Raw genomic sequence first — 24572 nt, forward strand, 5'->3', positions numbered from 1 at the left:
ACCAAGCGGCGCCCCAAACAAGCCATAGGTCATAAATGGCCTAGACAAGCAACGCATGCGTTTTTAGTAGCTACTCTCTTATTCTTAGATCAAGATGGGGGCACTTGTCGACCCCCAAATTGTCATAAGATGTAAATACATTTGCCATATATAGGAATATCGCGCGGTTACGCGCTGCCATGACTATGACCGAAACGAGTCAAAACGCCCCCTTGAACCTGTTGGCGACCTGCCCGAAAGGCATTGAAGGCCTGTTGGCCGATGAGCTGGCAGCGCTAGGCGCGACGCCTGGAAAGACCACGGTGGCAGGCGTGTACTTCACCGCCAGCCAAGCCATCGCCTACCGTGTATGTTTGTGGTCACGGCTTGCCAACCGGGTCATTCTGCAGCTCGTTCGCGAGCCGATGATTGAAACGCCCGAGCAGTTACGCGATGTCGTTGCCCACATTGCCTGGACCCAGCATTTGGCTGTGGGCAAAACCCTGGCCGTAGATTTTCATGGCCGCAGCGACCACATTCGTCATACCCGGTTTGGCGCGCAAACGGTGAAAGACGGCGTGGTAGATTCGTTGCAGCTTGCCGGGCAAGAGCGGCCATCCATTGATACTAAAACGCCCGACTTGCGCCTGTACGCACATTTGCACCGGGCGAATCTCACGATTGGTATCGACCTCTCGGGCGAGAGTCTTCATCGCCGCGGCTATCGTCGCGATGTAGGCCATGCACCGCTGAAAGAGAACCTGGCGGCCGCGCTACTCATACGCGCGGGCTGGCCCGAGCGAGCCAAGGCTGGCGAGCCGTTGATCGACCCACTGTGTGGCGCGGGCACGCTGCTGATTGAAGCGGCGCTAATGGCCGCCGACCAGGCGCCTAACCTGGACCGCGAACGCTTTGGCTTCAAGGGCTGGGCCGGGCACGATGAAGCGCTCTGGCTTGAGCAAAAGCGCGAGGCCGAAGCGCGTGCTTCTATTGGCCGTAAGCGGTGTAAAACGCAGCTGCTGGGCTTTGACCAAAGCCCAGCCGCGCTTTCTGCGGCGAAAACCAACGCGATGCGCGCAGGCATTCCAGCGCTGATTACCCTGCACGGGCAAAGCCTTGCTCAGCTAACCCGGCCCGAGACGCTCACGGCAACAAGTGGGCTGTTGATCACCAACCCGCCGTACGGCGAGCGGTTGGGGGAACTTCCCGAACTGGTACGCCTTTACGCCCAACTGGGCGAAAAAGCCAAGGCGCTGTTTCCAGGTTGGACGCTGGCAATGTTTACCGGCAACCCCGACTTGGGCCACCGTTTGGGGCTGCGCGCGCACAAGCAGTATGCGTTAAAAAATGGTGCGCTGGATGCCAAGCTGCTGCTGATGGATATCGGCACGTCAGTTGCCAATAATGATGCTCAGGCAGAAGGGCCGCCTGCCGATCAAGCGCCTGCTGCTAGGCAAGCTGCTCCACAGCAAGCGTCGCGTGCTGTGTCCGAAAACGCCCAGATGTTTGCCAATCGTCTGGTCAAAAACCAGAAGCGCCTCAAAAAATGGTTAAAGCAGAGCGGAGAAACCTGCTACCGGCTCTATGATGCCGACATGCCTGAGTTTGCGCTGGCGATTGACCGCTATGGTGACCGTGTACACGTTCAAGAGTACGCCGCACCGAGCTCGATCAACCCGGCTCAGGCACAAAAACGCCTGTTTGACGCCTTGGAAGTGTTGCCTGATGCGTTGGGCGTTGACTCCAGCAAGGTGTATATCAAGCGTCGTGAGCGGCAAACCGGCACCGCCCAGTACCAGAAGCGTGATGCCAGTGGCGAGCGTTTTGACGTGCGCGAAGGCGATGCGCGGTTGTGGGTTAACCTGCGTGACTACCTGGATACCGGGCTGTTCCTGGACCACAGGCCAGTGCGCCGCATGTTGGGTGAAATGGCCAGCGGCAAGCGCTTCTTAAACCTGTTTTGCTATACCGCCACGGCCACGGTGCAAGCCGCGCTGGGCGGCGCCAGCGACAGCGTTAGCGTGGATATGTCCAATACCTACCTTGAGTGGGCAAAAGACAACTTTACGCTGAACGAACTCGACCTGCGCCTGCATCGCGTGGTGCGTGATGACTGTTTCCGCTGGCTGGAAACCGCTAACGCCGAGTTTGACCTGATCTTTATGGATCCGCCGACGTTCTCCAACTCGAAAAAAATGCGCGATACGCTCGACGTACAGCGCGACCACCCACGGTTGGTCGAACTTGCCATGGCGCGCCTCGCGCCTGGCGGAACGCTGGTATTCTCGAATAATCAGCGTCGCTTCAAGCTTGATGATGCACTTAGCGAGCGTTATGCGGTGGAGGAGATTACCTCGCGTACCTTCGACCCTGACTTTCAGCGGCGCACCAATATGCATCACGTGTTCCTGCTGCGTCACCGCAGCTAGGGCGTAAGGGCTTGCAGCGGTGATCTCGCTTACGCTCTACACCACGCTGGGTTGCCATCTGTGCGCCCAGTTGGAAGGCCTGCTGGCAGCGCTTGCTAATCAACCGGTGGCGCTGCAACGCATTGAAATCAGTGATTGCCCGGAGTTGCTAGCGCGCTATGGCGAGCTTATTCCGGTTGTGGCGGATAGCCAGGGGCATGAGCTGATACGCGGTTTTGAGGTAGAGCGCTTAAGCGCTTGGTTGCGTCAGCGCGGCTGGCTAAGTGAGCACGCGCTAACACGCCTGATGCAACCTGATGAAGCGCCGCCAAAAGGGCGTTATGTTCGCAACGGGCGGCGTTTTCTGGGTGAGTGATGACTTACTGGGGGCACTTAAAGCAGGTCAAGCAGCGAAAGCTGGCGCATCGCTTCCTGGCCTTCTGGAGTATGGTCATCAACGTCCAGTACTTTATGAAACCCGCGTGACTTTTGAATGGTCGTCTCATCTTCCAGCCACATCTGAGCCTGCTCAAGCGTGTCGGCCAGTTGATGTTTTAAGCCGCCAAACTGCGTGCCGATTTGCCCCCAGGCGCGACTAAAAATCCAGTCGCCAAACATATCCTGGTGAATATGAACCAGCACATAGTCGTGGTCGGTTTCCCACCTTACGATCACAAGCTTACTCCCACGGTTGTTCTTGACACTGGCTTACCCATTAGGCACTCCTTGTCCTGAATACTCTTTTCCAATTTGATGCGGCGGACGGTATTGTAAAGCGCGTTATCGCAAACGCCTATCTTTGCTTATGAAGCGTTTTTCTGTGGAGAGGCTTGCCTGTCCTGCGGACTAAAAGGATCACGTTGTGAAGCTGACTGTAGATGCCAATATACCCGCCGCCGAACGCTGCTTTGGTGATTTTGGCTCAATCACCCATCTGCCAGGGCGTGAAATAAGCGCGGCGCACGTCAAGGACGCGGATGCGCTAATTGTGCGCTCCATCACCCAGGTCACTGCCGCGCTATTGGCAGACAGCGCTGTACGCTTTGTCGGTACCTGTACGATTGGCACCGACCATATTGATCACGCCGCCCTGACTGAGCGCGGTATTACCTTTGCAAGCGCGCCTGGTTGCAACGCCGAAGCGGTGGTGGACTATGTGCTCAGCAGCTTGCTAACGCTTGCTGAGCGCGATGGCTGGTCGCTGCTCTCACGAACGGTGGGCATTGTGGGCGTCGGCAATGTAGGCAGCCGCTTACTTGCCCGCCTTAATGCGCTGGGCGTCAACACACTTGCCTGTGATCCACCCAGAGCAGAGCAGGAGGGCGAGAAGGACTTTGAGCCGCTGGATACGCTGATCGATCGTTGCGATATTCTCTGCCTGCACACGCCGCTGGTGTCAGAGGGGCCGCACGCCACCTATCAGTTGCTGAATGCTCAGCGCGTCAATGAATTAGCGCCTGGCACGGTATTGCTAAACGCCGGGCGGGGCGACTGTATTGATGGGTTAGCGCTGCGTGGTCGGTTAGCGGGTAAAGGCGATATTACCGTCGTACTGGACGTGTGGGAGAGCGAGCCGGACATTGACGCAGGGCTGCGCGACCTGGTGGCACTTGCCACGCCGCATATTGCTGGGCACAGCCTGGACGGCAAGCTGCGCGGTACCTGGATGATTCAGCAAGCGTTAGCCAGCCATCTTGGTACTCCCAACCATGATGCGTTTACCGATATTTGCCCGCTGCCAGCGTTGGCGTCATTGCATTTGCAGGACGCACTGTCGGTCGAGGATGCGCTGCGTGTATGCATGCGTGCGGTGTATGACGTGCGCCGAGACCACGACAGCCTGCAGCGCCAAGCGCTTTTGGAGGGTATCAAGCAGGGCTTTGATACCTGCCGAGCCAATTATCCACTGCGCCGTGAATTTGCCACGCTGAACGTGCAGTTATCAGGCAGTGCGGTTGATCTTGAAGCGCCGTTGAGTGCTGCGGGCTTTCACGTCTCGCGGTTATCCTGACGCGCAAAAAGAACAGGCCCGCTTAGCGGGCCTGTTGCGACTAAATACGTTGCGGATGTTGTTTATTGACGGTAAGCGGCTTCTTTTAGCGCACGAATACGGTCATCCAGCGGCGGGTGGCTGGCAAAAAGTTGTTCTACCAGCGAGCGTGTTTGGCCTTTGGTGATCGCCATGGCGCGTAGGGTGTCGGGCATTTGGTCCGGCATTTCTGTTTCCGCTTTCAAGCGGGCCAGAGCATTCACCATGGAGCCTGTCCCTGCTAACCGAGCACCGGCCTCATCGGCACGGTATTCACGATAGCGAGAGAACCAGGCAACGATAGCCGACGCCACAATCCCGAACACAATTTCTGCGACAATCACGACCGCGAAGTAACCCATAAAGCCCAGGCCACCTTCGCCGCCGCTGCGGCTTTTAAGAAAGCCATCCACCAACTGCGCCACCACACGGGCAAAGAACATCACAAAGGTGTTCACTACGCCCTGAATCAGCGCCAGCGTGACCATGTCGCCATTGGCGACGTGGCCAATTTCGTGGGCAAGCACTGCACGCACTTCGTCGGGGCGCATCCGGTTTAACAGCCCGGCAGAAACCGCCACCAAAGCGTCATCTTTATTCCAGCCGGTGGCAAACGCGTTTGACTGCTGGGCGGGGAAAATGCCCACCTCCGGCGTCTTAATGCCGGCCTCGCGGGCAAGCTCAGCCACGGTATCGACAAGCCATTGCTCGGTGGCGTTGGAAGGCGACTCAATAATTACCGTGCCGGTACTGCGTTTCGCCATCCACTTGGAAATAAACAGCGAGATCAGCGAGCCGACCATGCCGAAGATAAAGCAGAAAATCAGCAGGCTGGTAAAGTTGATTCCTTGGCTGCGTAAATAACCCTCAACGCCAAACAGGCGCAGCGTAATACTGGCGACAAGCAGTACCGCCAGGTTGGTGGCTAAAAACAGCACAATTCGCATCATGGTGCAGGTTCTCCCTAAGAGGACGGTAAAGCGTTACTAGAATGCTTGCTTAGATACGTACACTTCGTGGCAGTTTCAAGTCACAGCCCGCCTTATTGACGGTAGCGGGACAAGAAATTACCGAGCCTGTCCAGGGCGTCGCCCAGTTGATCCGCCCAGGGCAGTGTCACAATGCGCACATGATCAGGTTCTGGCCAGTTAAACGCCGTGCCTTGAACCAGAAGAATTTTCTCTTGAAGGAGCAAATCAAGAACCAGCTTCTGGTCATCTTGGATATTGAAGACCTTGGGGTCCAAACGAGGAAACGCATAGAGCGCGCCCTTGGGCGTGACACAGGAAACACCAAGAATCGCGTTGAGTTTTTCCACCGTGATGTCGCGCTGAGCCAGTAAACGGCCACCTGGCAGGATCAGGTCATTGATCGACTGATAGCCACCCAGTGCGGTCTGAATGGCGTGCTGGGCAGGCACGTTGGCACACAGACGCATGGAGGCCAGCATGGTTAGCCCCTGGATAAAATCCTTGGCGCGCTGCTTGGCAATCGTGCCAGAAATCGTCATCCAGCCGGAGCGAAAGCCCGCACAGCGGTAGCTTTTCGACAGCCCGTTCATGGTAATCACCAACTGGTCATCGTCGGCCAGAGCGCCGGTCGCGGTATGTTCTACGCCGTCATACAGGATCTTGTCGTAGATCTCGTCAGAGAACACCACCAGATTGTGCTCTTTGGCCACGGCCAGTACGTCGCGCACCACGGCCGGTGGATAAACCGCGCCGGTCGGGTTGTTGGGGTTAATCAGTACAATCGCGCGGGTACGGCTGGTGATCTTGGCGCGGATATCGGCAATGTCCGGCGTCCAGTCGGCCTGCTCATCGCACCTATAGTGCACGCCGTGGCCGCCGGAAAGGTGCGCCGCTGCCGTCCATAGTGGATAGTCGGGGGCAGGGATCAGCACTTCGTCGCCATCGTTTAATAGTGCCTGCATGCACATCACAATCAGTTCGGACACGCCGTTGCCGATGTAAATATCTTCGATGCCAACGCCTGGAATTTTCTTGCGCTGGCACTCCTGCATAATTGCCTTACGCGCCGAGTAGAGGCCTTTGGAATCACAGTAGCCTTGTGCCGTGGGCAGGTTGCGCATCACATCCTGCAAAATCTCTTCTGGTGCTTCAAACCCAAAGGGCGCCGGGTTGCCAATATTCAGCTTTAAAATCCGCTGGCCTTCATCCTCAAGCCGCTTGGCATGATCGAGGACCGGGCCACGGATGTCGTAGCAGACGTTATTGAGCTTGTGAGATTTTTTGAGTTCAGCAGATGACGGCTCGGCGTTTTGTGAGTCCGTATCCTGAAGCTCAGTAGGCGTTTGAAGCTGAGAGGTTTCCATGAGTGATTTATCCAAAAGTGTCCAAAGGCCGTGCGGCGGCGCCGGTCGGTTCATCCATTATGCGTCGGAAAGTGGCTGATTGTCTTCGTCGTTTTGCACAATGGGCTGCGGAATATCGTCCGGTGTTTCCAGCGTTAAACGGCCAAGCTTGCCGTCACGCAGTTCGTGTAGCAGTACTTCGGCGCCACGGTGTAAATCTACCTCGCCACCTGCGCGCAGGCCGCCCCGTTTACCGGCAATTTCTTTCAGGATGGCATGGCCATCAAACCCGGCGATCGCCAGGAAGTCGGGCTTCTTCGGACCGTCAGCGTCCACGTCATTATCGACCGGCACTTCATACGTGGGCAATGCTTTGAGTTTGTAACGTGTGGTCAACTCGTCCGGGTAGCGCTTGGCAAGCTCGGCGCTGGTAACAATACCCACGTCGGTATACTCAATGGCGGTATCGCGAATAGCGCCGCTGGCCGCCAGCCGATAAGCGCTGGCCTGGTCTTCAATCTTGGGCCACAGCACGCCAGGCGTGTCGATCAGTGCCACGCGGCCATCAATACGCACTTTCTGCTGGCGCTTAGTGACCGCCGGTTCGTTACCGGTTTTGGCAATTTTACGCCCGGCGAGGCCGTTAATCAGGGTGGATTTACCCACGTTGGGAATCCCCATTACCATCACCCGAACGTCGCGGTCAGCACGTACGTCACCCGCTAATTCGTGGCAAAGTTTGGGAATTTTCTTTAACTCACGGGTGTTGGTCGTGGTGATCGCGAGTGCCCGGGTATCGTCCTGGGCATCGAAAAAGGCCACCCATTCCGCAGTGCGCTCTGGGTCTGCCAGGTCCGCCCGGGAGAGTATTTTCAGCACTGGCTTATGGCGGGTCAGCTCGGCCAGCATCGGGTTGGCGCTAGAGTAGGGCAGACGTGCGTCGAGTACTTCAATGACCACGTCAATTTCCGGCAGCGCATCCTTTATCTGGCGGCGGGCCTTGTTCATATGTCCGGGGAACCAGCCGAGCATGAGTTTCTCCTACAAGCACAAAAAACGGGCATAAAAAAAGCGAGCAACCATTCTACCAGATGGTGCTCGCCTTGCTGCGATTCGTTAAAGGGGTTAGAGGTAGCGTTTACTCGTCAGGGTGAAACTCTAGCGACACTGAGTTAATGCAGTAACGCAACCCTGTGGATGCCGGCGGCCCGTCAGGAAACACATGCCCCAAGTGGGCATCGCAGTGGGAACACACTACTTCTGTGCGCACCATGCCGTGCGTGGTATCGCTATGCTCTTCAACGCAGTTTCTGCCAAGCGGCCTGTCGAAGCTGGGCCAGCCACAGCCCGCATCAAACTTGTGCTCGTTTTCAAACAGCGGTGCGTGGCAACAAATGCAGTGGTAAATGCCTTGAGCATCGCTTACCTGGTAGTCACCTGTAAAAGGACGTTCGGTGCCTTTCTCGCGTGCAACCCGGTACTGCTCAGGCGTCAGCTGTTCGCGCCACTGCTCGGGGGATTTTTTAATTTTGGCCATTTTAGTGTCTCCTTGCCCTCTGTGACTTGCAGGCTATCGTACTCTTTTCAATTAAGACAGCGTAGTTAAGAAAGCTAGTACTTACCCGAGTTCAGAAGGTGAATAGGGAGTAGCCACCCGCTTGAGTGGGCGTTAAGTCGTAGCAATGAAAGAGATTTGCGTATAGATAGAAATCAGAGCGATATCATAGGGCTTGACAGAAATGCGTGCTCTGAGTAATATACGCGCCACCTCGACGAGGCAATGAAACGTCCCATTCGTCTAGTGGTCTAGGACACCGCCCTTTCACGGCGGTAACAGGGGTTCGAACCCCCTATGGGACGCCAATTACATCGTTAAGGTATCGGAGTGCGGGAATAGCTCAGTGGTAGAGCATCGCCTTGCCAAGGCGAGGGTCGAGAGTTCGAATCTCTTTTCCCGCTCCAATTTGGTCGTGTGGTTAAGCAAGTGCAGGTCGAGAGCTGGAACGCCAGCCCGGTCGAATCTCTTTTCCCGCTCCAAAACGTCCCATTCGTCTAGTGGTCTAGGACACCGCCCTTTCACGGCGGTAACAGGGGTTCGAACCCCCTATGGGACGCCAATCCGATGGCGAGAAATTGATTAAGCGGGAATAGCTCAGTGGTAGAGCATCGCCTTGCCAAGGCGAGGGTCGAGAGTTCGAATCTCTTTTCCCGCTCCAATCAATAAAATAGATGTTTATACGTCCCATTCGTCTAGTGGCCTAGGACACCGCCCTTTCACGGCGGTAACAGGGGTTCGAACCCCCTATGGGACGCCATCTAGCAAGTGCATGTTTACATTGCGGGAATAGCTCAGTGGTAGAGCATCGCCTTGCCAAGGCGAGGGTCGAGAGTTCGAATCTCTTTTCCCGCTCCATGTAAACAGTCTCATTTCGTTATCCTTCCTGTTTTACCTTTCCTTCTTGTTATACATATTGCTATCTATCTACCGTCCTTGTTGGCGGCGTTTTGCTGTGCGTGTGTTTTAGAGGCGCGTTTTGAGTGGTGGCTTACGCCCAGACAGTGCTGCCTGAACGCAAGCCGGTAATGCCGAGTGCTTAACTGAGGGTGAAGTGATTTACAACGCTGCTAAGCGACTGTGAGCGCTGTTTCAGGTCGTGGGCGGAGTTAGCAGTTTGCTGAACCATAGTGGCGTTATCCTGAGTTGACTGGTCAAGCTGTGCGATGGCCACGTTGATCTGTTCAATCCCCTGGGTTTGCTCATGCGTCGCGGCTGTAATGTCGGCAAACAGGTCATTGATGCGTTGGATCTGTTGGTCAATCTGCTGCATCCGCTCTTTAGCGGTCGTCACCAGTGAGGCGCCGTTATCCACCTGTGCATTGGAGGCGTTAATCAACGTTTTGATCTCGTGAGCGGCGGTTGCCGAACGGTTAGCCAGTTGGCGTACTTCACTGGCTACCACGGCAAAACCTCGACCATGCTCGCCCGCGCGGGCAGCTTCAACCGACGCATTAAGGGCCAAAATGTTGGTCTGGAAAGCAATGCTGTCAATCAGGGTAACAATGTCGGAAATTCTGGCGGCTTCAGCGCTAATTTCCTGCATGGAGGTAACGGCCTGGCCAATGGCTTGCTGGCCAAACTGAGAGGTTTCGCCTGCGTTGCGTACAAGCTCCTTGGCTTGTTCCACGTTTTCGGCATTTTGGCGCACCGTCGCGGTCACTTCTTCCATGCTGGCAGAAGTTTGCTGAAGGGCGGCTGCCTGCTGCTCGGTGCGTGATGAAAGCTCCTGATTGCCTGCGGCAATATCGCCAGAGTCATTGTCTACCGCGGCGCTGGTGGCGTGAATTTCCTGCATCGTTGCATGCAGCTTGTCACGCATTTGCTGAATATCGTAAAGCAGGCTGTTGGTATCGTTAGCGCCCAGGCGAACCCTTGCCGTTAAGTCGCCTTGGGCAATACGTGCTACTACCTCTGCCGCGTAGTCAGGCTCGCCACCCAAACGGCGCAGAATCAACGAGATCATGCCCCAAAAGGCCAGCGTTACCAGTATGCCGCCCACCAGGCCGACTAAAATGGTTTTGGTCAATTGGGCCATAATGGTTTGGCTGATATCGCCCATAAAAATACCGCTGGCAACATACACATCCCACGGGGCGTAGGCTTCGGTGTAAGTATGCACCAGGGGCATTTTGTCGTTGCCGCGGGCGAAGTTAGAGTAGTACTCGGAAAAGCCGTAGCCTGACTCGCGGGCGCTTTCCCGGATCAACGGAAAGATCAGCGTGCCCTTGGGGTCAGTCACCTGGGATAAGTCCTGCCCCGTCGGACGTTTGGGGTGGGCAAGCATCTTCAGGTCGCCGCTGAGTGCAAACAGGTAGTTATCATCGACGCCAAAGCGCACGTCACGAATGGCTTCAAACGCCTGGGTTTTGGCTTCATCAAGCGAGAGCTCACCCCGCTTGGCTCTTTCATCAAAATGCTCAAGGGTAGAAATGGCAATGTCCACGGCGGTAACCATGCGCTGTTCACGCTCGTGATAGAGCAGCGTTCGGCTTTGCAGCGCATTCACCGTAATCATGATGGCGAGTATCAGCCATAAAACGGCTACGCCAATCAGCCGTTGGCGGCGCAGAGGAAGCGCTGCCAGGCCGCGTCGGGCGGCGGACGTTGAGTGTTCGGTAGTAGCGCCTGGTTGGGCAAAGGTAACAGGGGGCTGGGCGATCATGGTGCTCACTATGGCTTTTTCTCGTTTATAAAATACGTGTTCCCTTGAATGCCGTGCTATTAATAGCGAAAGGGCATGCGCATAATACTAAAGTATTAGCCTGCGTGTCGTGCGCGACAAAACGCCGCGAATACTAATTAAAGTGGATGGATTGTTAGCGGTTTAACGAGATAGCCATAGGCGCCATGTTACGCTGGCTTGAAAAAACGACCGAATGCCCCGATATCGTTGCTTCTCACGTTTTTTTTTGTGCCCCTATTTTTTTTGCTGACAGGACATCTTTATGGCCGAACCGGCATTGTCTATCCGTGGCCTTACCAAGGTGTACGGCAACGGCTTTCACGCGTTAAAAGGAATTGATCTCGACGTCCAGCAGGGCGATTTTTTTGCCTTGTTGGGTCCCAACGGTGCAGGTAAATCCACCACCCTGGGTGTGGTGTGTTCATTGGTGCAGAAGTCAGAAGGCAAGGTGTCGATTTTTGGTATCGACATCGACAAGGACTTCGCCAAGGCCAAGTACCAGCTGGGCGTGGTTCCTCAGGAATTCAACTTCAACCAGTTCGAGAAGGTGCTTGATATCGTGCTGGCGCAAGCAGGCTATTACGGCATGACGCGCCGTGAAGCGCTGCCGCGTGCTGAGCAGTTACTGCGCGACTTGGGCCTGTGGGACAAGCGCAATGGCAACGCTCGCATGCTTTCTGGTGGTATGAAGCGCCGCTTGATGATTGCCCGGGCGCTGATGCACCGGCCCAAGCTACTGATTCTGGATGAGCCCACCGCGGGCGTGGATATTGAACTGCGCCGCAGCATGTGGGAGTACATGCGCCGCATTAATCAGGATGAAGGCACCACGATCATTCTGACCACCCACTATCTGGAAGAAGCCGAAAGCCTGTGCCGTAATATCGCCATCATCAATCACGGTGAAATTGTGCGTAACACCAGCGTGCGCGAGCTATTGGCCGAGCTGAATACCGAAACCTTCCTGCTGGATCTCGCCGAGCCGGTCACGGCGCCGCCGGTGATCGAAGGGTTTGAGATCAAGCAGATCGAACCGACGCAACTCTCGTTGGTGATTCATCGCGGGCAGCAGTTAAACGATGTGTTCAGCGTATTAAGCGAGCAGGGCATGCAGGTGGTTTCCATGCGCAACAGCGCTAACCGGTTGGAAGAGATGTTTGTGTCAATGGTAGAGGCGGGCAATACAGCCATCGATCAGCGCGCCGAACCCAACAAGGAGACGCAGGCATGAATGCAACACAAACGCTCGTCGCGCTATGGACGCTCGTACTTAAAGAGATCAAACGCTTTACGCGTATCTGGCCGCAAACGCTGCTGCCGCCTTCGATCACCATGGCGATGTACTTCATCATCTTTGGTAACCTGATCGGTTCGCGTATAGGGGATATGGATGGCTTCTCCTACATGGACTTTATCGTCCCCGGCCTGATCATGATGTCGGTCATCACCAACAGCTACTCGAACGTGGCTTCCAGCTTCTTCTCGAACAAGTTTCAGCGTTCGGTCGAAGAGCTAATGGTATCGCCCATGCCCAACTGGGTGATTCTATCCGGGTTTATCCTCGGTGGCATGGCGCGCGGCTTGGGCGTGGGCCTGATCGTTACTATTGTGTCGCTATTCTTCACGCGCTTAACCATCGAGCACCCGCTTTTAACCATCCTGGTGGTGGTGCTAACCTCGGCGCTGTTCTCCATCGGCGGCTTTATCAATGCCCTGCTGGCCAACAAGTTCGACGATATTTCCATTGTACCGACCTTTATTTTGACGCCGTTGACCTACTTGGGTGGGGTGTTTTACTCCATTTCCATGCTGCCCAATTTCTGGCAGGGCGTGTCGATGCTCAACCCGATTCTGTATATGGTGAACGTCTTCCGCTATGGGTTTTTGGGCGTGTCGGACATTCCCGTTGGCTGGGCGCTGGCGGCTATTTTGGGGTTTATCGTAGTGCTGTTTTTTGCGGCACTGGCCATGCTGGAGCGTGGCAAAGGCATTCGTAGTTAACCGCACGACCGTTTTTATCAAGAGAGCGTTACCCTATGGCACACCGCCCCGATACCTTAGAGCACGCGCCCCTGGGGCGCGAATCCGCCTACCCTGAGCAGTACGATGCCGGGCTGCTGTTCCCCATCCCACGCGCCGCCAACCGCGCCCCGCTAGGGATTGAAGAGGGCAAGCTGCCCTTTGTGGGTGAAGATGAGTGGCACGCGTTTGAGGTTTCCTGGCTGAATGCCCGTGGCAAACCCATCGTGGCCGTGGCCCGCTTTCGGCTGCCTGCTGAATCGCCCAGCCTGATCGAATCCAAATCCTGGAAGCTCTACCTCAACAGCTTTAACCAAACCCGTATGGAAAGCCGCGAGGAAGTGCTTGAAACGTTGCAGCGTGACCTAAGCGCGGTAGCCGGTGCACCGGTCAGCGTGGAGCTGCTCGGTGTAGAAGACACTGAGCTTGCCCCACAGCCGCTACCCGGCGACTGCCTGGACGACCTCGATATCGAAGTAAGTGATTACACGCCCAGCGCCGCCCATTTGGCGGTAAGCGATGAGGTTGTAGAAGAGACGCTGCACTCGCACCTGCTTAAATCCAACTGCCCGGTGACCGGCCAGCCCGACTGGGGCAGCGTGATGATTCGCTACAAAGGCCCGAAGCTGGATCGCGAAGGGTTACTGCGCTACCTGATCGGCTATCGTCAGCATCAGGATTTTCATGAGCACTGTGTCGAGCACATCTTCACCGACCTGATGCAGCACGCCCAACCTACTGAGCTTCTGGTGCTGGCGCGCTACGTGCGCCGCGGCGGGTTGGATATCAGCCCTTGGCGCGCCACGCCGGGCCTTGCGCCGCCAAGCCCGCTGCGTCTGGCAAGACAGTAAGCGACTGCGCTACAGTAGTACCTAACTGATTGATAGGATGAAACCAAATGGATGGACTCACGCTGCTTCACAGCCGTAGCTCAATGGGCAAGCTGGTTGAGCCTGCGCCCACTGCCGAGCAGATGGATGCAATTTACCAGGCGGCCCTGCGCGCCCCGGACCACAAAGAGCTGCGCCCCTGGCGGTTTATTGAGTTCACTGGGGAAGGGCGTACGCGCTTGGGCGAGCTGTTTGCCGAAGCTGAGTTCCAGGAAGACCCCAGTGCCGACGACGACACGCTAAATTCAGCGCGCAAAAAACCGCTGCGCGCGCCGATGATTATCGCCGTGATCGCCAAGGTAACGCCGGACCTGCCCAAAGTGCCCAAGATGGAGCAGGTAATTTCCGCAGGCTGCGCCGCCCATGGCATTTTGCTGGCTGCCCACGCGCAAGAGCTAGGCGCCATGTGGCGTAGCGGCAAGTACGCTTTTGACCCCGTGGTGCGCAAAGGGCTCTCTCTGGAAGAAGATGACGAAGTCGTCGCGTTTATCTACCTGGGACACCTGGGCGGGCGCCACAAGCCTTTGCCTGCGCATAACGTGGCCGACTTCGTAGAGCGCTGGGCGTAAGGAGACCAACCGCCATGCGCAAACCCGGTGTGCCTCACCCACGCTTGCCGCTGCCCGAAGACCAGGAAGACCTGGCCGCCTTTCAAAAGTGGTTAAGCGATGCAATCCCCATGGTTGGCGCCCTGGGGATTGAAGAGATGTCGCTGCACAATCAATCGCTCACTTGGCGGCTCGCCTTGGCGCCTAACCTGAATGACAAAGGCACCGGCTTTGGTGGCGCGCTAAGTGCGCAAACCACGCTGCAAGGCTGGTGCTGGGTAACGCTATGGCTACGCGGACAAGGCATGGCGCGCGATGTAGTGGTCGCTGAAGCCACGCAACGCTTTCTGGCTCCGGTAACGGGTGATTACCGCCTGATATGCACGCCAGCAGAGCCTGACGGTGTTGAGAAGCTGACCCAAAAGCTTGCCGAACGGGGCAAAGGGCGCATCGCGCTAATCCAGCAGCTTTACTGTGGCGATGCGCTCTGCCTGGAAGCCCACGGCAGCTATGCAGTGTTATCGAGTAGCGATACCTGAAGGCAAGCCACTGATTCTGAAAAAGGCTTGCTATTTGGCTGCTTAAACCATAGTATATGCGCCGTTCTGTCGCGAAAGGCACAGCCCAAGTGATTGAACCAAAATGTGGAGAGGTGTCCGAGTGGTCGAAGGAGCACGCCTGGAAAGTGTGTAAGTCGTAAGGCTTCGAGGGTTCGAATCCCTCCCTCTCCGCCACAGAATATTAAAGGGAAATCAAGCACTTAGCTTGATTTCCCTTTCTCGTTTTTGGCCCTTGGGAACGGTTTTGGGAACGCTATTGATCTTGGTATTGCTTGATCAGTGCTGGAATAACAGGGTCATCGCTTCGCTAAGCTGTCACCTTGATATATGCAGTGGTGTACAAGCGATTAGCGGTTATTGATGATCCATATATCTTGCCAATCTTGTAAGTTAGCAAAATCATCGCCACTTGTAGTGGAGTCAGTTACATGAAGTTGTTCAACCAAGTCGAATACCCCGGAGCGCTCATCTTCAGGCATCTTGGCGTCTGTATTAGTTGATATTTTTCCGTCGATAAGCTGCGGTCCCATACCTTCTTCAGTCATCATAAAACGCACGAATAGCTTGGCTGCGTTAGGGCTGTCAGTACCTGATGCTATGACTGCGACGCGGGGGGTTAATTGACCGACATAGGGTTTCATGCCTTCACAGATGGCCATGCCATAACCATCGCGGTCAGCATGTCGGAAGATCGCTGCGCTTAAAAAGCCTATAAATGGAGTGTCCTGATTTGGTGCGCCGACTATAGGTCCCACATCAGAGTCGCTGCGGGTTAAAGTGGGGTTGTTCTTGGCTAGACGTTTCACCCATTCGGCTGTAGCGCTGGTTTCGTTGCTGTTCAGTGGCTCGCCGAAGTAAGCTTCATAGGCGTCGGCTATTTTATCGTCAGCATTAGTTGCTAGCTGATTGAACCAGAACATGGTTTCACTGCGTAACTGCGGGTCTGGGATTGCGATCCGGCCGTTCCACTCAGGTTCAGTTAGTGCCCAGATATTGTCGATTGGGCAGCCGTCGGTATGCACATCTGAGTTATAAGCCCACACCCACGGATTCAGGCTAGTGATGGCCGGGCTTTGATAGTTCTCCGGTATCACGTCTGCCAAGTCTGGTGGGAACCAACTCACAGCATAGCCTCGAGGTAAAATCTGTGAGGTGACGGATGGCAGATTGCTCATATTGAATACATCGGTACGAACATTGTTCGCTTGAGCTTCCCGCATTATGACCTGCTCTTGTTCCTGGGCTGACATCTTCACGCCTGTGGCCTGTATGCCATATTTTTCTGTAAAGTTCTCAGCCATGGTAACTATTTTACCCGTGGCATCAATCACGGTGATCGGAGCCTCCTGCTGGGCAGCATTGATCAGTGCTTCTAAGGAATACTCATCGTCATCGATCCCTAGCGCGGGAGCCTCTTGAGCCAAGACCGGTAGGCAAATAAGGCTGCTACCTAAAATGAGTGTTGTAGATTTAGCATTATGTTTCATAATTTATACTCCAAAAAAAAATCAAGTTGCTATCTCTTTTTTATTATTGAGAGAGATAAAGTTAGATATCCATCATCCGTTTTCCTTGGGTATCGAATAAATGGATATCTTTCGATTCAACGGCGAGAAGAACCGCTTGGCCGACGTTCACTGTCGGCGCACGATCAGCGATAGAGAAGACGCGCTCTCCATCTACTGAAAGTTCGATGATCCAGCTGCCCCCTGTTGGAAGAATGTCTTCTACCTTGGCACCATGTGTGATTGACAAGTACTCTGGGTATGGGGAACCTTCTGGTAATACTTTGATGACCTCTGGTCGAATGCCAGCCTTTGCAATGTTATTAATAAAGGCAGGGTGCCCCAGAGCCTGACGTATCCAGCGATTTAGAACTCCTTGCTGTTGTTCTAACATGTCAATCATATTGATAGGTAAGTTACCAACGAAACTGGCTACGAACTCATTGGCAGGACGCTCATAAATATCGTCAGGGGTACCGAGCTGCTGTAGCTCCCCTTGGCTCATTACAGCGATGGTAGTGGCCAATGTCATGGCTTCCCACTGGTCATGGGTCACGAAGACAATGGTAGTTCCCATATCCCGATGTATGCGCTTGAGCTCGGCGCGCATTTCTAGTCGAAGTTTGGCATCGAGATTTGAGAGAGGCTCATCAAGTAGAATGATGCTGGGATTCATGGCCAGAGTTCTAGCAAGAGCCACGCGCTGTTGCTGCCCTCCCGAAAGCTGGCTTGGATAGCGGTCGCGATAAGCTGCTATGGCCATTTTGTTCATGACCTCATCGACGATTTGCTTGCGTTCAGAATTAGGCCGCTTGTCAAGCTTTAAACCGAACTCTACATTCTGTTCTACGGAAAGGTGTGGCCATAACGCGTAACTTTGAAACACCAAGCCTAGTCCACGTTTTTCCGGCGGCGTATAGATGCCCTCGGTAACCGAGACGATTGCCTTATCATCTATTAGTATCTGTCCAGCGGTGGGGTGCTCAAGTCCTGCTAGCATACGGAGCGTGGTAGTTTTACCGCAGCCTGAAGGACCTAACAGGCAGAGAAACTCACCATCGGCAATGTGGATGCTGAGATTTTCCACCGCTTTGGGTGTGTTGGATGCATAAGTTTTTGAGATGTTGATAAGGTTAATGTTAGACATGGTTATTTTCCTAGACCGTCGGATAAGCTGCTGTTAGTAAGCTTTTGCACACCTAGAGTGCCAAAGAAGGCAATAGCACAGATCATCAGTACGACAGCATTCGCGGCTTGGTTATATCCGTAATCTACGAGACGAATAGCGTAGGTCGTTAGTACATCTGTACCTGGTACAGCTAGAACTACGACTAGACTAAGGCCCTTAATTCCTGAGATGAATGGAAGTAGGATGCCTGATACTAATGACCCACGTTGAATCGGGATAACTATTGAGGTTAAACGCTTAAACCAGCCAGCCCCAACTATACGAGCCGAATCTTCAGGATCCTTGCCTAATTGCATCATTGAAGTAATACCCGCTCGCGAGGCAAAAGGCATTTGGTCGGCGATCAATGCCAGTACTAATATGATAGGTGTGCCATATAGTGCGGGCAGTGGCCCCCTAGGGTAGGCAAACATCATTAGATAGGCGGCAGCAAAGGCAATTCCTGGTACCAGGTATGGCATGAAAGTTATGTGGCGTAGCAACGAACCGATCAGTGGAATTGATGATCGCGTTACTGCGAACCCGACTAAAAGCCCTAGTAGGCCCGAGCCAATAGCGGCTCCTCCTACTATATAAATAGTATTCCAAGCGGTGCGCCAAAATTCAGGTGTAAGCAATATTCCTTGGCGCAGCGCAGTTGTGGCGAGATCGGTGCCAATCCAGTAATCCAGTGTAAAGTTACTCCAAGCCAGAATGCCTGGGCGGATCATTACGGTGGTTAGAAATAATGCAAGTAGAGGAATAACGGCACTGAACAAGAAGACAAACGTTGCCCAAGTAGCGGCGGGTATTCTCCATCTTCCCAAGTGCGTGATGCGTTGCATGGCACTCTTTGAGCCAATAGTTTCGAAGCGACGCGCTTCTTTAAGAAGACGCATGTCGATCAAAATGGACATTACCCCCAATAGTAAGATCATACCAGCCAGTACAGCTGTAGAGCCGACCTGACTAGAGCTAATCGCGCGGAAGAGCGAAGTGGCCAATACATCGTAGCCTACCGGCACGCCGAGAATATAAGCCACACCGAAATCACCTAAACATTTAGCGAATATCAGGGTGGATGCTGAGACCAGAGAGGGCAGCATTAGTGGTAGAATGATACGTCGCGCTACGACAATGCGATTGGCACCGAGAATACGCGCTGAGTCTTCTAACTGTGAGTCGAATTTACGTAATGCGTTACCGAATAATAGGATCACAAACGGCGTATAATGTAGGGCCAAAATCAAAGTAATCGGCAGGTAGCCGTAAGCCAACCAGTCTGGTGGGTTAAGGCCTAGAGTTTCCATCCAGCTTAATGACCCACCCGTAGTTCGGTTCTTGAACAGCGTCGTCCAAGCCAATGCAAAAGTCCATGATGGCAGCATGTAAGGTACGATCAGTGCCGTGGAGAACCAGCGTTTCCCTGGCAAGTCGGTACGACTTAGCAACCAGCCAAGTGGTATCCCAACTATCAGTGCCACAATAATGGCGCCTAATGATATCGTTGCCGTATTAAATAATGGCTCCCAGAAGATGTTCTGGGAAATGGGAGAAAACATCACGCGCTGAAAGTAGTACAGTGTAAATTCACCGGCGGATTGACCTGTACGCGCTTGGTCAGCGAACTGAACCTTAAAGGCCTCGCTTAGTAATAAAAAAACTGGTCCGACAATCAAGTAGCTAAAAAGTATCAGCAACAGAATAGCTATGAAGCCGGTGGGCTCACTGGTATATATCTTGAACCGGTAGAGCATCGTGCCTAATGCGCGACCTGTCGGTGATGTCGGCGGAAGCTGGCTTGTAGCAGGCCTCTTGGGTAAAAGCATATTGCCTGTCCTTTATTGTTACCGAGTATGGATATGCCGTGATTAGTAAAATATCACTCGGTCATTTTCGAAGGTTTATTCTTGAATTGTTTTAAATTCTTGTAAGACTTCACGGACTGGTGCCCAGCTCTCTTTGTAGTCGACTGGGATAAAGTTAGTATCTCCGTTAAAGGCTGCTTGCATTTCAGGTGTGAACTGGAAGTTATAAAAGCAGTCTGACAGCTGTTTAACTAGGTCTGGGTGTAGGTCATGTGCATGAGCGAAGGAGGACGTTGGAAAAAGAGAGCTTTCATAAATAACCCTTAATTTGTTTTCATCTATCATTCCCCTTTCAATCATTCGCGCATAAACATCCGATGCGACAGCTGCCATATCATAATCACCATTGCTTAGGCCTAATAAAGACTTATCATGACCGCCTGACATGATGGGAATATAGTCAATGTCAGGAACCAGCCCATTTTTCGGAAAAAAAACGCGGGGAGCGATATTGCCTGAGTTCGAGAGTGGAGTCGCATGAGCGATACGCTTTCCTGCTAAGTCGGAGAGTTGCTTATAGGATGAGCTGTCACGCACCACGGCAATAAGGTTATAGCCTCTAACTTGATCGTCAACACCTTTGGTAGCAAAGGGGACGGCTCCTGCCTGTTCAACAGCCACAACGGTAGATCCGGTGGAAAAGCCAGCAAAGTGTAAGCGTCCCGTTCTCATTGCCTCTATTTCCGCTGTACTAGTCTGAATGGGATAGTAAACAATCTGGCGTCCAGTGCAGCTTTTAAGATGTTCTGTGAAGGGCTTAAGAAGTTCGGCATAGATGGCAGGGTCCTCTATGGGTGAAAATGCCCATACCAACGTGGAGGGGTTTCTCCAAGCTATGCTAGAAAGAGGAGGGTCGGGTAGCATATCGCCATTACGGTCGCAGTAATATTGACCAATAACGGCCTCTGGAGGGCACGTATCGCTATGTGCTGTAGTGACTACACTTAAAAGAAAACAAAGCCATAGAGCCGTTACGCTTTTAGTTTTCACGTGATAGCCTCCCCTTGGTCTTTGGTATGTTTAGCGTAATATCCTCTCCCCTCTGAGGTGCAAAATACCCAGATTTTCCTGTCAGTGTCCTGTCAGTGGAGAAAAAATGCGTATTCTCTTAATTGAAGACTGTTTAGACCTAGCGGATGCTATTGCTACGAAACTGCGTCGTGATGGCCATCAAGTGATTCATGTGACTGATGGCAAGGAAGGAGAGGAGCATGCAGCAAGCGAAGGGTTTTCTGTTATTGTGCTCGATATTAATTTACCGATACGAGATGGTTTCGAGGTATTGTCATCGATGCGTCGGCAGAGAATTACAACGCCGGTGTTGGTGATGACCGCTAGAAATCAAGTGGCTGATAAAGTGAGCCTATTGGATCTTGGTGCTGATGATTACGTGATAAAACCTTGTGATCTTAACGAGATATCGGCACGAGTACGGGCGCTTGTTAGGCGCAGTCATGGCGTAGCTCAGGATGAACTTGTGCTTGGAGAGATGAGAATTGATATGGCACAACGCTGTGTCACGCTGCATGGTCAACCGTTGGGGTTAGGACGCAGAGAGTATGACATGCTTGAAGCCTTGGCAACGAGTAAAGGCAAGCCAGTGAATAAGGAGCACTTGGTGCTTAAACTATTTGGTTATGATGATACAGGATCGCTCAATGCCGTGGAGCTTCTGGTGTCGCGACTGCGCCGAAAGCTAAAACATTCTGGCGTGGAGATTGGAACTCAGCGTGGTGTTGGATACTGGTTGAGGCATCACTAGCCCGCAGAGTGTTGAGATTATTAGACATAAGGGAGCGGTAGGGTGGCAGTAAGCAGGTGGTTAGCGAGAGTTTCCATTGAAAAGAAAGTAATGGTATGCGCTGCGCTGGTCTTTGCGATTGTTGGAGGCTTTCTCTCTAACACCACTCACCACAACGCATCGCGTGCTGCAGATGAGGCTTTTGATCGCGTTTTAAGTGGTGCCGCTTTGGCTATCGCAGATACGGTCGCTTACGATAATGGATCAGTTACGGTAGATATCCCTTATGCCGCGTTTGCGATTCTCGGTACTTCAAGAATGAACAGAGTGTTCTATCGTGTGGTGTCTCCCGGTGGTCAAGTCGTCACAGGCTCACCATTACTCGGTTTAGATATTAAAACTCCAGAAACTCCAGAAATTCGATTGTCGGATGGTATGATGAATGGCGAAAGAATCCGCATTGCTGCAGTGGCTCGCTATAGATCTGACGCCACTACAGGAGATGCTGGATGGATCGATATTTTAGTGGCTGAAACTCGCGAAGCGCGCGAGCACTTGAAAAGTCAGTTGCTGCTAGAGTCGTTAATTCCTGCGATAACAATTGCCTTAGTAGCTTTTTTCTTAATCTGGTGGGGCATTCGCTTTGCCTTTCGACCTTTACGTGCTGTCGCTAGAAGCCTTCGCATGCGATCACAGTCCGACCTGAGCCCTATATCGAGGGATGTTCCACCTGAAATCAGTACACTTGTCGTTGCCCTCAATGATTTTATCCACCAACTGGATTCGACCCTTAATGGTTTGCGTCGCGTTACAGCAGATGCGGCACATCAACTGCGTACTCCACTGGCGGCTTTACGAGCGCAAGCAGAAATCACTATAGATGAACAGGATCAAAAGGAAATAAAACGGCGCGTTGAACGTATTCATTTTAATGCTGTTCAAGCGAGCCACTTGGCTAATCAGTGGCTTACAGACGCCACTTTATTACACAAGCTTAAATCACGTCATAAAGAGGTGGGTGATTTACGTAGCTATGCTACAGAGGCAATCAATCGTTTGGCCAGCCATGGACTGTATGCAAACGAGTTGATGCAGTTAAGTTTTCATCCTCCTCACTACGCTTTAGTGGTGCATGCCAATCCAATGGGGATAATTGAGATGGTACGTAACCTGATTGAAAACGCATTCGTACATGCTCCCGGACCTGTTGAAGTAAAACTTTTTAAAGATCATAACTTCGCCGTGCTGCGTGTGGTAGATCACGGGCCTGGCATACCCTTGCATCGTCGTGCTGTAGTGTTTGAACGCTTTGTACGGGATAGTTCTGACCCGCGAAGTTCAGGTCTTGGCTTATCCATTGTGAGAGAGGTCGTAAACGCAGCAGATGGGAGCATCAGGCTTCTAGAAGTGTTTGGAGGAGGGACCTTGGTTGAAGTTCGGTTGCCGTTAATCTGTTCTAAAAACTATCTTGAACCGAGGGAAATATCTGAAGAACCAAATAAAAAATGGTTTAAAAGTCTTTTCCTTCTAGCACTGCTTTTATCATTAATAGGGAAAGTCGTGGTTATGCCGGAAGTTAAAGCATCCGAACTTCCTTTTGTTGTGTATAGCACACTACCGGAACGTCAGTTAGAGCCGCTAAGTGAATTTATTAAAGCTGGCTTCCCGGATATAAACATTGAATATCAACAGGTTCGGCCTTATCAGGTAGATGTTGCTGTTCGTGCCCAGACCATGCAGGTCCCCGATTTAGTAATATTTCCCTCTCCAGAAATTGCAGTAGCATTAAGTAATAATGGCCACATTAAACCCTTGAATAAAAGAACATTCAGTGAAATAGAGGTGGATGATTGGCGCGAAGAGCTCTTTGTGATTGGTTACGATCCTGCTGTCTTTGTGCATAGTCAGACATTGACAGATTCTCTACCCAAGACCCGACTAGAGCTGGCCAGAATGATGGAAATGCCAGCGAATCCACTCTCTGGCAAGGTAGGGATCATCAATGTGGGCGTAGACAGTGTGGCATACACACTGGCAACTCAGGATTCTTTACGCTCATCATTATACTGGCGCTTGGCTAGTGCCTTCGGACTATCGGGGGCCCGTATTTATGATAATTCTGCGGAGCTTCTACAAGCGTTAGAAGGCGGCGAAATTAAGTTTGGGTATAATGTCCCCTTATCGTCAGTTCGTGCCTCTAACATTGCTGATGAAAGACTTGTAGAGCTATATCCCCAGGATTATGTGATTGCTGTTCCATGGACGGCCTTCATACCAGAAAAATCCTCTCACCCGTTGGCTGCTACGATACTAAGACATGTTATGTCCGATCTTGGACGAGCTGCTTTTTATAACGGCCTGTTCGGACAAATGACTATCTCGAATGATTATATCAACTACCAGTCTATTTCGCTTGGTCCGGAGCTTCTGGTGTTTCTTGATAGTATCAAACGTAGCCGTTTTCTTGATGACTGGTTTCAAATGGTTGTGGAAGAATAAATAAAACTTTAAAGGTTAGAAAGCCTCTTGGAGTCGTTCTCTATTTTTTCTGATAGTCAAAGGTTTTTTTCAGCAAATATGTAGTTGCTCATTAAAGTTGGGCACTACGTAGATGATGGTAAGGAGATGGCTGCGTTCTCGTGGCTCGTTAATCCCCCCGAAAAATAATCGCGTTGATAAGTGGAATTTTGTAACCTGAAAACACTGAAGATTTCACATGCGCAAATCACGTTTTACCGACAGCCAAATCATGGCGATTTTGAAGCAGGCGGAGTCTGGCGTGTTTGTCGCGACGTCACCCTCTGAACTGTGTCGCGAGCACGGCATGAGCAGTGCCTCATTTTATAAATGACGCTCCAGGTACGGTGATATGGACACGTCCATGATGAAGCGCCTCAAGGAGTTGGAAGATGAGAACCAGCGCCTCAAGAAGATGTATGCCGAAGAGCGGTTGAAGGGAGCGTTGCGCCAGCAAGCCCTTGAGGGAAAGTGGTAAAGCTATCTCAACGCCGCGAGATGGCAAAGAAGGTCGTTGAGATCGGTTGCTGCAGTATTCGACTGGCCTGTCAGGTTTTCGGGATCAGTGAAACCTGTTACCGCTATCAAGCGAAGCTGAGCCATGAGAACGCCGTTATCGCTGACTGGCTGGTGCGCCTGACTCACCATCAGCGTAACCGGGGCTTTGGACTGTGTTATTTGTATCTGCGCAACGTGAAGGGCTTTGGTTGGAAGCATAAGCGGATCTACCGAATTTATCGGGCACTGGAGCGGAACCCCCTCTGTCAGCCTAGTTGTGCGGGTTG

Annotated in this window: 20 protein-coding genes, 7 tRNA genes and 1 pseudogene; 18 read left to right on the plus strand and 10 right to left on the minus strand. The window is 52.8% G+C overall.

Annotation, left to right across the window (positions count from 1 at the left end; genetic code table 11):
* Positions 1-185 precede the first annotated feature (185 nt).
* Both rlmKL and ACT3T7_RS05745 read left to right on the plus strand, forming a co-directional pair.
* A complete protein-coding gene (gene rlmKL, locus ACT3T7_RS05740) occupies positions 186-2408 on the plus strand; it encodes a bifunctional 23S rRNA (guanine(2069)-N(7))-methyltransferase RlmK/23S rRNA (guanine(2445)-N(2))-methyltransferase RlmL (protein ID WP_444630343.1) in 2223 nt (740 codons plus the stop codon).
* Positions 2409-2427: 19 nt separating this feature from the next.
* Positions 2428-2763 (plus strand): glutaredoxin family protein, encoded by a 336-nt coding sequence (locus ACT3T7_RS05745; protein ID WP_193054847.1) that lies wholly within the window; start codon positions 2428-2430, stop codon positions 2761-2763.
* 17 nt (positions 2764-2780) lie between these two features.
* Here the strand turns inward: ACT3T7_RS05745 and ACT3T7_RS05750 are convergent, their stop codons facing one another.
* Complete coding sequence (locus ACT3T7_RS05750; protein WP_018916661.1) at positions 2781-3062, minus strand: hypothetical protein; 282 nt, start codon at positions 3060-3062, stop codon at positions 2781-2783.
* Between the two features lie 187 nt (positions 3063-3249).
* Here ACT3T7_RS05750 and pdxB point away from each other — a divergent pair, with 187 nt between their 5' ends.
* Entirely contained in the window at positions 3250-4398 is a 1149-nt protein-coding gene (gene pdxB / locus ACT3T7_RS05755) for a 4-phosphoerythronate dehydrogenase PdxB (RefSeq protein WP_444630327.1), read from the plus strand.
* Between the two features lie 62 nt (positions 4399-4460).
* Here the strand turns inward: pdxB and htpX are convergent, their stop codons facing one another.
* The 4 genes from htpX to msrB all read right to left on the minus strand — a co-directional run bounded on the left by htpX (position 4461) and on the right by msrB (position 8267).
* Positions 4461-5366 carry a protease HtpX gene (gene htpX, locus ACT3T7_RS05760; RefSeq protein WP_172117168.1) on the minus strand — a complete coding sequence of 302 codons (906 nt, stop codon included), beginning with the start codon at positions 5364-5366 and terminating at the stop codon, positions 4461-4463.
* A 92-nt stretch (positions 5367-5458) separates the two neighbouring features.
* Positions 5459-6751: a pyridoxal phosphate-dependent aminotransferase gene (locus ACT3T7_RS05765; protein ID WP_444630328.1), complete on the minus strand. Its 1293-nt coding sequence runs from the start codon at positions 6749-6751 to the stop codon at positions 5459-5461.
* A gap of 57 nt (positions 6752-6808) precedes the next feature.
* A complete protein-coding gene (ylqF, locus tag ACT3T7_RS05770; protein WP_444630329.1) occupies positions 6809-7762 on the minus strand; it encodes a ribosome biogenesis GTPase YlqF in 954 nt (317 codons plus the stop codon).
* Between the two features lie 106 nt (positions 7763-7868).
* On the minus strand, positions 7869-8267 hold the full coding sequence (msrB, locus tag ACT3T7_RS05775; protein ID WP_172117166.1) for a peptide-methionine (R)-S-oxide reductase MsrB: 399 nt from the start codon (positions 8265-8267) through the stop codon (positions 7869-7871).
* A 250-nt stretch (positions 8268-8517) separates the two neighbouring features.
* On the opposite strand from msrB, the gene ACT3T7_RS05780 reads away from it, so the two are divergent.
* From ACT3T7_RS05780 to ACT3T7_RS05805, 6 genes are all read left to right on the plus strand, one after another.
* Positions 8518-8593, plus strand: a tRNA-Glu gene (locus ACT3T7_RS05780).
* A gap of 24 nt (positions 8594-8617) precedes the next feature.
* Positions 8618-8692 (plus strand) — tRNA-Gly (locus ACT3T7_RS05785).
* A gap of 79 nt (positions 8693-8771) precedes the next feature.
* A tRNA-Glu gene (locus ACT3T7_RS05790) sits at positions 8772-8847 on the plus strand.
* Between the two features lie 24 nt (positions 8848-8871).
* Positions 8872-8946, plus strand: a tRNA-Gly gene (locus ACT3T7_RS05795).
* 23 nt (positions 8947-8969) lie between these two features.
* Positions 8970-9045: transfer RNA gene (locus ACT3T7_RS05800), tRNA-Glu, on the plus strand.
* 23 nt (positions 9046-9068) lie between these two features.
* Positions 9069-9143: transfer RNA gene (locus ACT3T7_RS05805), tRNA-Gly, on the plus strand.
* Between the two features lie 181 nt (positions 9144-9324).
* On the opposite strand, the gene ACT3T7_RS05810 is transcribed toward ACT3T7_RS05805, so the two are convergent.
* Positions 9325-10950, minus strand: coding sequence for a methyl-accepting chemotaxis protein (locus ACT3T7_RS05810; protein WP_193054871.1), 1626 nt, complete (start codon positions 10948-10950; stop codon positions 9325-9327).
* A gap of 283 nt (positions 10951-11233) precedes the next feature.
* Here ACT3T7_RS05810 and ACT3T7_RS05815 point away from each other — a divergent pair, with 283 nt between their 5' ends.
* The 6 genes from ACT3T7_RS05815 to ACT3T7_RS05840 all read left to right on the plus strand — a co-directional run bounded on the left by ACT3T7_RS05815 (position 11234) and on the right by ACT3T7_RS05840 (position 15162).
* Positions 11234-12202, plus strand: coding sequence for an ABC transporter ATP-binding protein (locus ACT3T7_RS05815; RefSeq protein ID WP_193054851.1), 969 nt, complete (start codon positions 11234-11236; stop codon positions 12200-12202).
* Positions 12199-12972, plus strand: a complete 774-nt coding sequence (locus ACT3T7_RS05820) for an ABC transporter permease (protein ID WP_172117164.1) — start codon at positions 12199-12201, stop codon at positions 12970-12972. The genes ACT3T7_RS05815 and ACT3T7_RS05820 overlap by 4 nt, the downstream gene beginning before the upstream one ends.
* Before the next feature lie 35 nt (positions 12973-13007).
* Positions 13008-13841: an NADPH-dependent 7-cyano-7-deazaguanine reductase QueF gene (gene queF, locus ACT3T7_RS05825; RefSeq protein ID WP_444630330.1), complete on the plus strand. Its 834-nt coding sequence runs from the start codon at positions 13008-13010 to the stop codon at positions 13839-13841.
* Positions 13842-13888: 47 nt separating this feature from the next.
* A complete protein-coding gene (locus ACT3T7_RS05830; RefSeq protein WP_444630331.1) occupies positions 13889-14449 on the plus strand; it encodes a nitroreductase family protein in 561 nt (186 codons plus the stop codon).
* A 14-nt stretch (positions 14450-14463) separates the two neighbouring features.
* Positions 14464-14967, plus strand: coding sequence for a YiiD C-terminal domain-containing protein (locus ACT3T7_RS05835; RefSeq protein ID WP_444630332.1), 504 nt, complete (start codon positions 14464-14466; stop codon positions 14965-14967).
* 107 nt (positions 14968-15074) lie between these two features.
* Positions 15075-15162, plus strand: a tRNA-Ser gene (locus ACT3T7_RS05840).
* 173 nt (positions 15163-15335) lie between these two features.
* On the opposite strand, the gene ACT3T7_RS05845 is transcribed toward ACT3T7_RS05840, so the two are convergent.
* The 4 genes from ACT3T7_RS05845 to phnD form a co-directional block, all read right to left on the minus strand.
* The gene (locus tag ACT3T7_RS05845) at positions 15336-16475 is read right to left on the minus strand and encodes an ABC transporter substrate-binding protein (RefSeq protein WP_444630333.1); all 1140 of its coding nucleotides are present in this window, start codon (positions 16473-16475) and stop codon (positions 15336-15338) included.
* 61 nt (positions 16476-16536) lie between these two features.
* A complete protein-coding gene (locus ACT3T7_RS05850) occupies positions 16537-17640 on the minus strand; it encodes an ABC transporter ATP-binding protein (protein WP_444630334.1) in 1104 nt (367 codons plus the stop codon).
* Positions 17641-17642: 2 nt separating this feature from the next.
* Positions 17643-19490 (minus strand): ABC transporter permease, encoded by a 1848-nt coding sequence (locus tag ACT3T7_RS05855; RefSeq protein WP_444630335.1) that lies wholly within the window; start codon positions 19488-19490, stop codon positions 17643-17645.
* Between the two features lie 75 nt (positions 19491-19565).
* Positions 19566-20519, minus strand: coding sequence for a phosphate/phosphite/phosphonate ABC transporter substrate-binding protein (phnD, locus tag ACT3T7_RS05860; protein ID WP_444630336.1), 954 nt, complete (start codon positions 20517-20519; stop codon positions 19566-19568).
* 106 nt (positions 20520-20625) lie between these two features.
* Between phnD and ACT3T7_RS05865 the strand changes: the two genes are divergently transcribed.
* The 3 genes and pseudogenes from ACT3T7_RS05865 to ACT3T7_RS05875 all read left to right on the plus strand — a co-directional run.
* Positions 20626-21291 (plus strand): response regulator transcription factor, encoded by a 666-nt coding sequence (locus tag ACT3T7_RS05865; protein WP_444630337.1) that lies wholly within the window; start codon positions 20626-20628, stop codon positions 21289-21291.
* 42 nt (positions 21292-21333) lie between these two features.
* Complete coding sequence (locus ACT3T7_RS05870; protein ID WP_444630338.1) at positions 21334-23769, plus strand: sensor histidine kinase N-terminal domain-containing protein; 2436 nt, start codon at positions 21334-21336, stop codon at positions 23767-23769.
* A 217-nt stretch (positions 23770-23986) separates the two neighbouring features.
* Positions 23987-24572 (plus strand): annotated as a pseudogene (locus ACT3T7_RS05875) (transposase); the annotation flags it as partial.

The organism is Halomonas sp. 111, from assembly GCF_052379685.1.
GTDB classification, from domain to species: Bacteria; Pseudomonadota; Gammaproteobacteria; order Pseudomonadales; family Halomonadaceae; genus Vreelandella; species Vreelandella citrativorans.

Bases quoted from the DNA above. Each gene is read 5' to 3' on its own strand.
- msrB (WP_172117166.1), bottom strand. From the start codon at position 8,267: ATGGCCAAAATTAAAAAATCCCCCGAGCAGTGGCGCGAACAGCTGACG.
- ACT3T7_RS05820 (WP_172117164.1), top strand. From the start codon at position 12,199: ATGAATGCAACACAAACGCTCGTCGCGCTATGGACGCTCGTACTTAAA.
- ACT3T7_RS05865 (WP_444630337.1), top strand. From the start codon at position 20,626: ATGCGTATTCTCTTAATTGAAGACTGTTTAGACCTAGCGGATGCTATT.
- queF (WP_444630330.1), top strand. From the start codon at position 13,008: ATGGCACACCGCCCCGATACCTTAGAGCACGCGCCCCTGGGGCGCGAA.
- ACT3T7_RS05855 (WP_444630335.1), bottom strand. From the start codon at position 19,490: ATGCTTTTACCCAAGAGGCCTGCTACAAGCCAGCTTCCGCCGACATCA.
- ACT3T7_RS05850 (WP_444630334.1), bottom strand. From the start codon at position 17,640: ATGTCTAACATTAACCTTATCAACATCTCAAAAACTTATGCATCCAAC.
- rlmKL (WP_444630343.1), top strand. From the start codon at position 186: ATGACCGAAACGAGTCAAAACGCCCCCTTGAACCTGTTGGCGACCTGC.
- ACT3T7_RS05830 (WP_444630331.1), top strand. From the start codon at position 13,889: ATGGATGGACTCACGCTGCTTCACAGCCGTAGCTCAATGGGCAAGCTG.
- ACT3T7_RS05845 (WP_444630333.1), bottom strand. From the start codon at position 16,475: ATGAAACATAATGCTAAATCTACAACACTCATTTTAGGTAGCAGCCTT.
- htpX (WP_172117168.1), bottom strand. From the start codon at position 5,366: ATGATGCGAATTGTGCTGTTTTTAGCCACCAACCTGGCGGTACTGCTT.
- ACT3T7_RS05810 (WP_193054871.1), bottom strand. From the start codon at position 10,950: ATGATCGCCCAGCCCCCTGTTACCTTTGCCCAACCAGGCGCTACTACC.
- ACT3T7_RS05765 (WP_444630328.1), bottom strand. From the start codon at position 6,751: ATGGAAACCTCTCAGCTTCAAACGCCTACTGAGCTTCAGGATACGGAC.
- ACT3T7_RS05815 (WP_193054851.1), top strand. From the start codon at position 11,234: ATGGCCGAACCGGCATTGTCTATCCGTGGCCTTACCAAGGTGTACGGC.
- ylqF (WP_444630329.1), bottom strand. From the start codon at position 7,762: ATGCTCGGCTGGTTCCCCGGACATATGAACAAGGCCCGCCGCCAGATA.
- ACT3T7_RS05835 (WP_444630332.1), top strand. From the start codon at position 14,464: ATGCGCAAACCCGGTGTGCCTCACCCACGCTTGCCGCTGCCCGAAGAC.